Raw genomic sequence first — 10,917 nt, forward strand, 5'->3', positions numbered from 1 at the left:
GTCACGGTCACGAGGCCCGTACCCTGTACCTCCTGCGCTGGGCCCAGCACCTCAGCTGGGCCCGGCTGCAGTCCGTACCAGCTTGCCGCACCGCTTACTGCGACTCCCCCGGAGGATCTCCATGAGCTCCCCACGCCAGGGGACGTTGATCCCCAGGTCCTCGACCTGGCCAATGAGGGCATCGACGTCATCCGGGTTGACCGTCCCCGCCATCTGGCGCGCCTCGGCGAGGGTGTTCTCCTTGAGCACGGGCCACCCGTAGTGGACACCTGCGGCACAGGCCCCCAGGGGCAGGAAGAAGGCGCCCAGCATGAGCGTGAGGGCTGCCGTCTTGGGCTTGGCGCGGGCCACGGCGACGAAGCTCACGATTACCGTGAAGAAGGCGAGGACGGCGCCACCTATGACCGCACCTCCTGCCGTCCAGATGGTTTTGTCAACGGTGCCCTGGACGAGGTCGAGGATGTGGAGGGAGGTGAGGAAGGTGTAGGTCCCCCAGCCCAGGAGCCCGATCGTGACGACCAGCATGAGAGTCCCCAGCGGTAGGGCGGCGGTGTGCCGTCTGGCCGGGGGCGGGGGCAGGACGGGTCGGGGGCTCTCGACGGGTCCTCCCCACGGGGCGGGCTGGGGCTCGGCTTGAGGGCGGGCAGCTGGCTGGTAGGCCTCCCGGGGTCGGGGCGTCGGCTGGGAGGCTCGCCAGCTCGGAGACTGGGGCGCGGGCTGTGCCGCCTGGGACCACGTGCCCGCCGAGGACTGCGTACTCGCCTGGGACCGGGGCACTGCTGGTGGCAGAGGCGACTCGACGGGCTCTCCCCACCGGGCGGGTGGGGGTGCCGCCTGGGAGCGGGGCCGGGGTGCTGGCGGGGGTGCTGCCTGGGACCACGTACCCGCCGGGGACCGCGCCCCCGCCTGGGCCCGGTGGTCGGGCATAATCGGGGTCCGCACCGGTCCGCCGCCCGCAGGTACGCCCCGGCTCGGGAAGACGGTGGTCGGGTCGGGGGTGGACATGACTGTGGTGCGGTCGCCTGAGTAGGGGAAGCCCTCGTCGTAGTCGCCTGCGGGCAGGGCGGTGGTTGGTGAGACGCCTGCGGGGAAAGCAGTGGTCGGGTCCGGTGAGGGGTAGGCCTGCGTGGCCGGACCAGGGGCGGGCACGACCGTGGTGCGGTCCCCCGAGGAGGGGAAGCCCTCGTCGTAGTCGCCTGCGGGCAGGGCGGTGGTTGGTGAGGCGCCTGCGGGGAAAGCAGTGGTGGGGTCCGGCGAGGGGTAGGCCTGCGTGGCCGGACCAGGGGCGGGCACGACCGTGGTGCGGTCGCCTGAGGAGGAGAAGCCCTCGCCGTCGTCCTGCCACTCCTCCCTCCACTCCTCCAGCTCCTCGGCCGGGATGGAGGTCGTCGGCTCGTTTGAGCCGGGAAGGTCACCAGAGGAGGCAGCGTGCCGGTGCGGCCTCGCGCCCGAGGGCGGGGTGCCCTGGGCGCCCTGGCTGAGGGACTGCGTGGGTTGTGATCCTGGATCGCGGGAAGGCAGGCGCACGGCGGTTAGCTCCTCATGTGGCGACGGCCTGTCAGCCTGTGCAGGCTCCAGGTCGTCTACTGGTCCTCTGGTCCCCAAAGCCTACGCGCCCGAGCAGGCCGGGAGAAGACACGCCGCCCCGCCCGGGACCCGGCCATGTCGCTGGCGCGGCCAGGAGACGCCCCGCCCTGGGACCGGATCAGGCTCTATGCACGGTCCCGGTGAGGCCGGGTACCTGGTTTTGTCGCAATCTGAGGATCAGAACCAAGCCCACCTCGTTCTCAGCTTTGTACACCTAATGTCCACGCAGCTCAGAGGCCTGAGCTCTGATGAGGTCGGGAGTGACCACCGCTCTGATCCTCAGATTGCGACACGCGCGCAGAACACGGCCAGCAGACAGGCGGCAGGATACCCAGGACGCCACATAAACCATTAAGGTTCGCGCCCGGGAGACCACCTTGCCGCCCTCCGGACCAGGCCCCACACAAGTGGGAACGATGCGGTGCAGCTTGGGCCAGCAGGTGCTGACCGGGCTGAGGCACCCATACGAACAGGTGCAGCACAGACTGGCGGTCAGGCGAGGCCCGGCCAGAAGAGGCACGCGCAAGCAGGGCAGTGGGTCCTCAGCGACCCTGGTCCCCTGGGTGTAGAGGCGTTCTGCGCAGGCAGAAGCAAGTCACTCCAGTAGCGCGCTGGTACTTCCCCAAAGAGCGCCCTTGTGCAGGCAGAAGTGGCGCCGCTCCTGCAAGCTGGTGTCCCAAGAACCCAGGCGCCGCCGGTAGGCAGCCAATTCAGAGCCGCGCGACCCGTCAGGCCGATCTGTCAATGTACCCGACGACACACCCACCGCAGGTGAATGACACTCTCAGTACCCACTCGACATAATGAGCACGAAGACCAGGACGTAGCACGCAATCCACGCGGCCATGCCAATGAGCCAGCCCTTGAGAAAGGCGTGGTTGTACTGATTGGTCACAGCACCGAGCCTGGCCGCCATGGAGTTCGCCATTGACATGGGAATGAGTCCGAACAGACCGAAGAAGAAGCTGATCCAGAACGTCGGTGCGGTGGACGGCAACAGGGCGGCAACCTGCGGACTCACCGGCGCCCCCACAACGGGAGCAGGCTGCCCACCCGCGTACTGCCCGACCACAGGGACGGCGACAAACGCAACCTGGTGCGACACAGGCTGCCGGACTCTCGGCTCCCACCTCCCAGCGAACCATTCCGCGCCCGAACGCCTCAACGGCATGAGCGCCAAAGCAAGGAAAATGACGATACCAGCGACTGTTATCATCACAAAACCCCACACGTCTGCAAAACCAGCCAATATCGAGCAATAAAAATTCGCCATAAAAACAGGGAACACTGCTCCGATCGTAGTCATTATCATAAGTACGCGACTTCGCTTCCGTAGCCCTGCCAGTACCGACAGGATCGACGCGACAACCATAATAATGAGAAGAAGCAGACCAATAAAATAATTAATAGTTGGCACACCCTCCAGACAGTCATAATGAACCGGTGTAAGCCATTCGATATAATTGATACAGAGATCCTCTCGATTCGGAAAAATCGTGATTTGGACGAACGTTCTAATTATCTGCCTCAACGCATACACCCCGAACGCCTCAGCGACAGCCAGACTGCAGGATACGGATACCGGCCTTCCATTAAACATCCTAGCACCAGCGAAGCAGGTAATAATGCCAATAGGACAACATAAGATCGTAAACAACAAACTATGGCTGGAATTAAACAAGATCGGTGTGTGGTGGTGTGGTTGGGAGGTGCTCGAGGTCGTAGTCGAAGGTGCGGTTGGTGATGTAGGTGGTGAAGGCCGTGAAGGTTTTCTCCGGGGTGTCGCGTTGGAGGTTGGCGATGTTGTTCTTGGCGGCGTCCCGTACGTGTTCCGTGGGGTTGTGGTCGGGGGCGTAGGGGGGAAGGTAGATGGGTGTTATGCGTTCCAGGGCCTGGCCGGGGGCGTAGAGGTCGGTCAGGGCCCTGGCGTGGTGGAACCTGGCGTTGTCCAGGACGACGGCGATCTTCTTTCCCTCCTCGGTCTCGCGTTGGAGGCGGCCCCGTCATGAGGATGGTCTGCTCGGTGTTCTGGTCTCCCTCGATGGGGTAGATCCTCATTCTCCTGGTCGTCAGGCTCAGCGCCCCGAAGAACGACTGGCTCGCCTTCTCACGGTCCACGTACAGCCTTGTCCTCCTCCCGGGGAGGCCACGTGCGCCTTGTCTCGGCCTCGTGGCGGGCGCGGACCTCGTCGACGGTGTAGACCTCCCAGCCCTCCTGGAGCAGGTCGTTGACCTGGTGCCGGGTCCCGGTCATCCGCCTGGTGACGGCCTCCTCGTCGCGGCGCCCCCCGAACGGGTCGGGGCAGCAGAGGCTCATTCCCAGGAAGCGCATGAGCAGCAGGTCAGGAGGAGTCCGACCTGTACTCGACTCCGAATCCTGTCTGCACGACGTCCCTGAGGGCCGGGACGTCCCAGAAGGCGGCCTTGACTCCCGACTCCGAGGGCGGCTTACTGAGAATCTCCTCCAGCTCCTCCTTCTGCGCCCTCTTGAGTTTTGCGGCGTTCTCGTTTCCGGCGTGACCGGTCACCACGGATCCCAGCCTGTACCTCCGCCATTCCGAGAGCCACTCGCGTACCGTCTTCTCGGTCCGCTCAACCATCTCCGCGATAATGTCCAGGCCGACGCCACGGGCGGCGTACACAATCGCCTCCGCCCCCGTCCGCACAAGCTTGTAGGTGTCCGAACGCTTCTTCCACCTGATGAGGACGTCCCGCTCCCCGCCCGTCACGTCGACCCGCACAAGACCACCCCTGTACGAGATACTCCGCAGACGTCAACCAGGAACCCCGCAGAAGCCGCCCCAGAATACCGTTTTGTTTAATTCTGGCCATACGTACGGGGCAGGAACCGTCGGGACGGGAACCTGCGAGGTGAGAGTCGGGGGCGGCCCGGGCTCAGGCGGAGGAGCGGGAAACCCACCAGGAGGGGGAGGGAAAGAAGAGGTCATGCATCTATCCTACAGCCGGGTCCAGCATGGTCTGTGCGAGCACGGCACTACCACTTCCTGCCCTCCTCTCCTGTTGCACGCCGAGTGCACATGATGTTATAGGAGCCAGCAGCACCACAACCACTCAGACGCTGCCTTCAGCACCTCATCCGCCAACTCTCCCTCAGGAACTGGTGCGGCAACCTTCTACCGCATGCCGGAAGACACGGAGTGTCTCCAGGTCACCTGGGCACACAGGCCGCACCGGAACGTCAGACCTCCTTTAACACATAAGAAGACCTGATGCGGTTGCAGGACAGGAACTTGTCACGGAATCTTTCTGCCCCATCTCAACGGGACATAGGTCCCGGAAATGCTCGTCCTAGCTGCAGATATACCCGAGGAGCACCTGCCCGGACAGGGCGGTAAAGCTCAGTTCCTGTCATACCGCCAGAATCCGCACCCACAGCAGGCAGGCACCTCTACACTAGTGGCGTCCCACCCAATCACAGTCTCCTGTCACGTTTTTGGAGCCGTAATGACTAACATCCTGACACCTCGTCGTGCAGTCCTCACCCTGCCCCTGGTCGTAGCCGCAGCAGCCAGTCTGGCATCCTGCGGCTCCTCCAACAAGTCCGGTAAGTCCGACGCCTTTGACATCACCGGCACCTGGAAGGTCAGCTCCGGGTCCTACGGAATCGTCAGCAAGGGCGACGTCGTGTCGTTCAACGGGTCGAAGACCGCGCTGTTCAGCCCGTCGGACACCTACGCCTTCTACCAGGAGAGCGGCACCTACCACCTGGACCTGACCGGCTTGCTGGGGTCCGGGAACAAGTTCACCGTGGAGGTAGTCAACAACGACACGATCAAGTTGTACCTCAGCAAGAGCTCCGAACCGAAGCTGAGCCTGTCCCGGGTGAGCTGAAGACAACGGTGCGAGGCCTTGACAGGCCCTTCCGGACAGGCACGCTCTGTCATCCTATCAACGTAAGAAAGGACCTCATGAAAACGCCAACCAAGGTTCTGACGGCATCAGTGATCGCCGCTCTGTGCCTGCCTCTGAGTGGTTGTGCCAGCGCAGGCGACACCACCTGCGCGGAGTTTAAGAAGCTGGACCGCGAGGAGAAGAACGACCTCTTGGAGTCACTTCTGAGACAGCACGATCTCAGCACCTCCTCAATGAGCAACGTCCTGGGCGTCAGCGCGGCCGTTGAGAGCTACTGCTCAAAGTCCTCACATGCCGCTGACCCCGTTGACAAAGCCGTGAACTGGGAATCCTCGACGTGGTGAGCGCTAAGATCACAGGTAGCAGTCCGGGCACCCACTCAACCTGCTTCCTATTATCCACACATATCTTCTGTAAGGAGTCAAGATGACAACGTTCCTCTCCGTCCTTATTTTCGTCAGCGTGTTCACCCTGATCTGGAACTGGGACAGCATCAAGTCGCGCCGGGGAGCCACTGGGGCGACGGCCCGGGGGATCTCTGCCGTCGGACACGGGATCCGCTTCCTGTACATCAAGGGACTGGGTATCCTGTGTACCTGCGGCGGGATCATGCTCCTCGTGAACAGCTTCCAGCCCACGTTCTTTGATTGGAAGCTCTTCTTCACCGGGCTGCTCGGAGGGATCTACGGCGTCTACCTGCTGGCCCCTGGCGAGAGCAAGTGGGTGTGGATTCCCTTCTAGAACCTCACCACCGATGACATAGCACGTGCGGGCGGGTGCCCCGAGGGAGTCCTCGGGGCACCCGCCCGCATGGTGCAAGTCAGCTGACCCTGCCACGAACAAGCTTCTTCCCGGCACCCATTGCGGGTGCCGGGAAGAAGCTTTGCACAGACCTCCAGGTCAGGAGGCGCCTGTCACTGCCACAGACCCGGGAGCCTGGTGGCCAGGACAGGAGTCAGCGCAGCTGAGAGGCCAGAGACTTGTCCGTCTCCTCCAGGGTGCGGACGACCTGGTCCAGGTTCTGGGAGATCGTGGTCAGCGCGTCAATCGTCTTGGTAGCGCTGGTAGTGAACTCCTGGTAGGAGGTCTGGAATGCGCCCGAGGCCGAGTCCGTCACGAACCCGGAGGACACCAGGTTGTCTACCTGCATGCGGGCACGCTGCAGCTCCTGGGTAATCTGGTCGCGCGTGTTGCGCAGCGCCTGGGCCTGCTGACGCATCTCCTCGTACGAAGCGCTGATGTTAGCCATAGTGGCATCCTTTCGTGTGGCGAGGTTGTTCCTCGAGTTATCTTTGGTCCGAGTCTGCCCCAGAATCCACCCACTTGTCAATGGGGATCGCCTCATCGACGTCACAGGAGGTACTGGTAAGCAGGATCAGGAGACTCCGTCTTCGACCGTAATCGAGTCCAGGAGCTCCTCGATCGGCTCCAGCAAAGGCTTGAGAATCCTCGGATCCGGTCCCAGCCAGGTCCGTGCCACAATGTCGACTCCATTTAGTCGCATTGCGTGGCAGCACAGGAAAAGCGCCTGCGAGCCGGAAGTCTGCGGATCTGAGGTCACAGACCCAACCGACCGATAAACTGTACGTCCGTGAGGAAGTGTCGCCTTCTCGGACACGCGCGGCCCTCTCTCCGAGGGTGCCACAGTAATCATCGCAGGCAGTCTGTCTTGTTCCTCCCCCTCAGCCGGGAGGGTGATCAGCTCCATGAGGACGACCAGTTCCTCATCCTCAGCAAGGATACCGAGGTTTGCCAGGACTCCCATTGCCTGGTCTGCTGGCGCCACAGGAAGATCCGTCCAGGTCTCCCCCAGGTTCATTACCAGTCTCTCTGCCATCACACGAACCTCATGGTCTCGACGACAGAGTCACACAGACCGATAAGTGCCTCGGCCAGATCCTGGCTCTCCTTGTCATCACGCAAGGTGATCCTTCCCATGACCATGAACCAGTCATCTGGGTGAGAGGGGTCACCCACCAGGTACTGCAGTTCAGTCACCAGTACTTTGGCACCTTCAGGTAGGGATGAAACTGCTATCTGGTACAGGTCAGCCGATTCCCGGATAGCCTTGCGAACGCCTTCAGTGGCCTCCTGGACCTCAGTAGTCCGCAGTACGACAAGCTCACCCGCTTCCAGAACCGTCGCGCCTGGATGCGAGGAGGCAACGGCAAGAAGCGTGTCCATAGGATCCGCTCCTTCCTGAGCCCGGAAGGGAAGGACTGCAAGAAAAGTGCCGGTGCGCACCTCGGCGACCGGGTCCGCTTCCAGGAGCACCAGTTCACAGGTGGCCTCCGCCAGGTTGCGGAACTGGGAAAGCAACTGCCCTTCCAATACCGCCCTTGCCTTAACAGCCTCATCAGTGGTGTGCCCGCCCGTCATTCTCTGCGCCAAGGCCCGCGCCTGGATCTGGACGTCACCTTGAAGGTCCACGCTGGTCCAGAACTCAGGCAGAATGTACTCTAGCCTTACACTCATAGCCATCTCCTGTCTTCTCCACAGCCCAACTCGAGGCAGCTTGGTGGTCAGGACCTGTCAGGTTGCCCTAGAGGAGTCAGCGGTTTAGGATTCCACAAGCGATTCCAGTAGTTGGAGCCCACCTGCTCGACACCATACTGATTGTTGTGCATGTTTTTGACCCAGTCCTTCTTGGCCTCATCAAAAGCTCCTTCGGAACTGTACTTGGCAACCTGCTTAACGGTTTCTGCCACGCCATCACGCACCGCAGCGTTCCGTGCGGACGCAAACACCTTGCAGTGGTTCGAGGCCTCAGTTGCCCACTCAATAGGAGCGGTCAGAGGAGCCTTGATTTTCTCCACCACATTATTTGCTTTGCTCATTACCTGAACCAGCTTGCCACTTTTGTCGACACTACCCTTCGTGGCGCCCTTAACCGCCTGAACTACTTCCGACCGACTGGTTCCACTGAGAATTTTCTTAGTTACCCCATGAGCGCCAGCCTTCTTTGCAGCCGCCTCTGCGGTCTTTCTTGCGGCAGCACCAGCCTTGGCCCCGGCAAGGCTGCCGCGCAGACCTACGGCCGACAATGCCAGCATACCGAGATCAAGAGCAGTCTCAGTGGCGTACTGCGTAACACTCATCTCGCCGTTAGCGAGCTTGGAAGTATTAATGGCCAGGTTACAAGCAGTTGTCGCGGCGGTCAACGCGAAGCCGAGCAGGAGTAGCGCCGACCCTACAGGCGGGCAAGCAATTGCAACAAGGACCGTAATACCAGCAAGCACTATGCCTGCCCAATCCAAAAACGGCTTGACGTACTCGGCTATTGAGCGCAGGCCCTGGAGGAACTCCCGGAAACGCTCCCACAACCCATCCTTGAGAGGACTATTTTTGTCTGCCTCCTGCAGGGCGGAGACCGCCTTGGTCGCAGCCTTGTCGCGCGCCTCGATCGCAGCCTTGAGTTTGGCCCTGGCCGCGTTAACCGATGCCTGAGCCGACTCCTTACGACGCCCCAGGCGCTGGCACTCCTGGGAAATCTCTGTCATGCGCCTGGGATCTCGACAGGTAATGAGCTCAGTTTGCAAGGAAATCTGCTGTCGTCGCGCATCGCGGACCGAGTCCTGCGCCGGAGAGGCCTGATTAAGGGCTGCCACGGAATCACGTTGCGCCTGCTGCAGACAGGGCGCATACTCCTTGAGGGCGTTGGCGGCGTCCTCGCACCGGCTGTGCGCCTTATTCACCTCTACGGCCAGCTCCTCGGCCCGATTACGCAGTTCCTGAGCCGTATGTCCCTGCGAGCGGTAGGAGATCGACTGCAGAGACCGATGTGCCCTACTGATTGTTTCCGCGATATCGCGGTAACGCTTTGCCGCTGCGCTGACCACGCTAGGGTCACCAGGAACCGGATCACTGGAATACCCTAGGGCCGACCAGTCGGTGGGACGGGATGACATCAGTTTTCCTCTTCCTTCTTCATGCCAGCGGCCAACCGCTCACGCAGACGTCGTGCCAGGCTAGCTCGTTCCTCATCCTGCCGCGTCGCGCTCTGCCCGGCGCTGGCACCAATACCGGCAGCCATTCCCATGCCGCCGTACATCATGCTGCTATCACGACGCTCCTCGGCAGAGCTGGTTCCCTCCGTCGAGGTGGTAGTCGTGTCCGTGCTGCCGTCTGACGCCGTCGTACCATCGTCAGAGGACGGGTCGACCATGCCGTCCGTGGGGTTGGGGATCAGTGGGTTATCCGCGCTGCCCGGCAGGGAGCCTCCCGATCCGACGTCGAGCCCACCAACACCATCGCCATCACTGACGTCCTGACCGAGCGCTGTCCTCAGGGCAGCAGTTGCAGAGAGGTCCGCTGCCCCACTACCTGGTGACGCACCACCCTGTCCTGCCCCAGCGTCACCACTGGCATCAGCCCCCAGGACCTTACGAAGGTGGTCCTGGACGTCACTACCACCGACCTCGCGGCCCCCCTCCGCGCCATCACTCCCCTCGGCAGAGCTGACAATACCACTGGCCCCACCACGGTCTGCCCCGACCTCACTGACACCGTCCCTGTCCGGCTGAGAGTCAGAACCGGTAGGAGCGGCCTGAACCTGCCCGTGCGGCACTCCTTCCACGGCGCCGGGAGCAGTCTTTCCGGTACCGGTCACCAGGCCCAACGCCTTCCTCAGGGCACCGGCCGCACCGGTCTCGGCATCAGCGGCATTGACAGCCCCACCTCCCGCCTCGGCCTTCCCTCGACGTGCCATGAGGGCAGTCAGCGCAATAAGGCTCAGACCGGAGACGGAGCCGACCCTGAGAGTGACCCCGCCGTCAGGATGGGACTCCAGGACCACGTCCACAGCCTGGCCCAGGAGTTCCTTGAGCTTAGCGACCTCAGGGTACTTCGTTGGGTCGAGGTCAGGATTCGCTGTAGTGTCAGTGACCTCAGGAGTCTGACCTGGATCGACAGCGTCCGTGGGATTAATGGTCGCGGTAGGGCCTGCCGTACCGTCCACCGCACCAGGATCCTTGGCAGCCTCAGTACGCGGATCCGAAATCCCTCCCCCGGAAGAGGAACCTCCGCCTACCGGAGGAGCATTGTAGTCACCCGTGGACCAGTTACGCCCTCCACCGGAGGCGCCGCCGCCAGGTGATCCAGGCGAAGAAGGTGCACTGGGCTGGGTCGGAGGCTCTTGACAGGGCGGGTCCTGTTTGGGCTGTTTGCCCTTGCCGTCATCGTTAGGCGCGAGCTTATTGTCAACATCTGTCCAGGTGTCACGAACCTGCTCAAGGTCTTTCTTGTGCTTTTCCAGGGAGTCAACCAGGTCCTGACGTTTGACCCTCCACGAGTCACAGAAACTCCGGACCGCGGAGGCTAGTCCAGAGTGTCCGACGCTATCCGCCAGGACCCCGTCATCATGCTGCATTGAGTCAAAAGCAGATTTAATACTGGTAATCGACCTGATGGCGTCATTGAAGTCCGCCTCGACGATCTTCAGATCTGCCGTCATCGGGC

13 protein-coding genes are annotated in these 10,917 nt (G+C 62.1%); 4 read left to right on the plus strand and 9 right to left on the minus strand.

The genetic code is table 11. The features are described from left to right. Positions 1–51: 51 nt before the first annotated feature. A complete protein-coding gene (locus C3V41_RS12815) occupies positions 52–1,527 on the minus strand; it encodes a hypothetical protein (RefSeq protein WP_129591497.1) in 1,476 nt (491 codons plus the stop codon). Between the two features lie 844 nt (positions 1,528–2,371). Then, on the minus strand, positions 2,372–2,875 hold the full coding sequence (locus C3V41_RS06800; RefSeq protein WP_217350916.1) for a hypothetical protein: 504 nt from the start codon (positions 2,873–2,875) through the stop codon (positions 2,372–2,374). A gap of 208 nt (positions 2,876–3,083) precedes the next feature. Here C3V41_RS06800 and C3V41_RS14510 point away from each other — a divergent pair, with 208 nt between their 5' ends. Beyond that, a complete protein-coding gene (locus C3V41_RS14510) occupies positions 3,084–3,596 on the plus strand; it encodes a hypothetical protein (protein ID WP_254423507.1) in 513 nt (170 codons plus the stop codon). A 98-nt stretch (positions 3,597–3,694) separates the two neighbouring features. On the opposite strand, the gene C3V41_RS06810 is transcribed toward C3V41_RS14510, so the two are convergent. Beyond that, positions 3,695–3,919 (minus strand): hypothetical protein, encoded by a 225-nt coding sequence (locus C3V41_RS06810; protein ID WP_174714761.1) that lies wholly within the window; start codon positions 3,917–3,919, stop codon positions 3,695–3,697. 10 nt (positions 3,920–3,929) lie between these two features. Next, the gene (locus C3V41_RS06815) at positions 3,930–4,328 is read right to left on the minus strand and encodes a helix-turn-helix domain-containing protein (RefSeq protein ID WP_106109636.1); all 399 of its coding nucleotides are present in this window, start codon (positions 4,326–4,328) and stop codon (positions 3,930–3,932) included. 724 nt (positions 4,329–5,052) lie between these two features. Here C3V41_RS06815 and C3V41_RS06820 point away from each other — a divergent pair. The 3 genes from C3V41_RS06820 (at position 5,053) to C3V41_RS06830 (ending at position 6,201) form a co-directional block, all read left to right on the plus strand. Then, positions 5,053–5,439, plus strand: a complete 387-nt coding sequence (locus C3V41_RS06820; RefSeq protein ID WP_106109637.1) for a hypothetical protein — start codon at positions 5,053–5,055, stop codon at positions 5,437–5,439. A gap of 77 nt (positions 5,440–5,516) precedes the next feature. Next, a complete protein-coding gene (locus C3V41_RS06825; protein ID WP_129591499.1) occupies positions 5,517–5,804 on the plus strand; it encodes a hypothetical protein in 288 nt (95 codons plus the stop codon). An 82-nt stretch (positions 5,805–5,886) separates the two neighbouring features. Further along, complete coding sequence (locus C3V41_RS06830) at positions 5,887–6,201, plus strand: hypothetical protein (RefSeq protein ID WP_106109639.1); 315 nt, start codon at positions 5,887–5,889, stop codon at positions 6,199–6,201. 214 nt (positions 6,202–6,415) lie between these two features. On the opposite strand, the gene C3V41_RS06835 is transcribed toward C3V41_RS06830, so the two are convergent. The 5 genes from C3V41_RS06835 to C3V41_RS12825 form a co-directional block, all read right to left on the minus strand. Further along, a complete protein-coding gene (locus C3V41_RS06835) occupies positions 6,416–6,709 on the minus strand; it encodes a WXG100 family type VII secretion target (protein WP_106109640.1) in 294 nt (97 codons plus the stop codon). Between the two features lie 126 nt (positions 6,710–6,835). Then, entirely contained in the window at positions 6,836–7,297 is a 462-nt protein-coding gene (locus tag C3V41_RS06840) for a hypothetical protein (RefSeq protein ID WP_129591500.1), read from the minus strand. Further along, complete coding sequence (locus tag C3V41_RS06845) at positions 7,297–7,935, minus strand: hypothetical protein (protein ID WP_106109642.1); 639 nt, start codon at positions 7,933–7,935, stop codon at positions 7,297–7,299. The genes C3V41_RS06840 and C3V41_RS06845 overlap by 1 nt, the downstream gene beginning before the upstream one ends. Positions 7,936–7,982: 47 nt before the next feature. Further along, positions 7,983–9,368: a putative T7SS-secreted protein gene (locus C3V41_RS12820; protein ID WP_129591501.1), complete on the minus strand. Its 1,386-nt coding sequence runs from the start codon at positions 9,366–9,368 to the stop codon at positions 7,983–7,985. After that, on the minus strand, positions 9,368–10,912 hold the full coding sequence (locus C3V41_RS12825; protein ID WP_129591502.1) for a hypothetical protein: 1,545 nt from the start codon (positions 10,910–10,912) through the stop codon (positions 9,368–9,370). The genes C3V41_RS12820 and C3V41_RS12825 overlap by 1 nt, the downstream gene beginning before the upstream one ends. Positions 10,913–10,917: the final 5 nt, after the last annotated feature.

The sequence above is a fragment of the Actinomyces sp. oral taxon 897 genome (genome assembly GCF_002999235.1).
In the GTDB taxonomy this organism is placed as follows: domain Bacteria; phylum Actinomycetota; class Actinomycetes; order Actinomycetales; family Actinomycetaceae; genus Actinomyces.

Bases quoted from the DNA above. Each gene is read 5' to 3' on its own strand.
- C3V41_RS06810 (WP_174714761.1), bottom strand. From the start codon at position 3,919: ATGCGCTTCCTGGGAATGAGCCTCTGCTGCCCCGACCCGTTCGGGGGG.
- C3V41_RS06820 (WP_106109637.1), top strand. From the start codon at position 5,053: ATGACTAACATCCTGACACCTCGTCGTGCAGTCCTCACCCTGCCCCTG.
- C3V41_RS06825 (WP_129591499.1), top strand. From the start codon at position 5,517: ATGAAAACGCCAACCAAGGTTCTGACGGCATCAGTGATCGCCGCTCTG.
- C3V41_RS06830 (WP_106109639.1), top strand. From the start codon at position 5,887: ATGACAACGTTCCTCTCCGTCCTTATTTTCGTCAGCGTGTTCACCCTG.
- C3V41_RS06835 (WP_106109640.1), bottom strand. From the start codon at position 6,709: ATGGCTAACATCAGCGCTTCGTACGAGGAGATGCGTCAGCAGGCCCAG.
- C3V41_RS06840 (WP_129591500.1), bottom strand. From the start codon at position 7,297: ATGGCAGAGAGACTGGTAATGAACCTGGGGGAGACCTGGACGGATCTT.
- C3V41_RS06845 (WP_106109642.1), bottom strand. From the start codon at position 7,935: ATGAGTGTAAGGCTAGAGTACATTCTGCCTGAGTTCTGGACCAGCGTG.
- C3V41_RS12820 (WP_129591501.1), bottom strand. From the start codon at position 9,368: ATGTCATCCCGTCCCACCGACTGGTCGGCCCTAGGGTATTCCAGTGAT.
- C3V41_RS12825 (WP_129591502.1), bottom strand. From the start codon at position 10,912: ATGACGGCAGATCTGAAGATCGTCGAGGCGGACTTCAATGACGCCATC.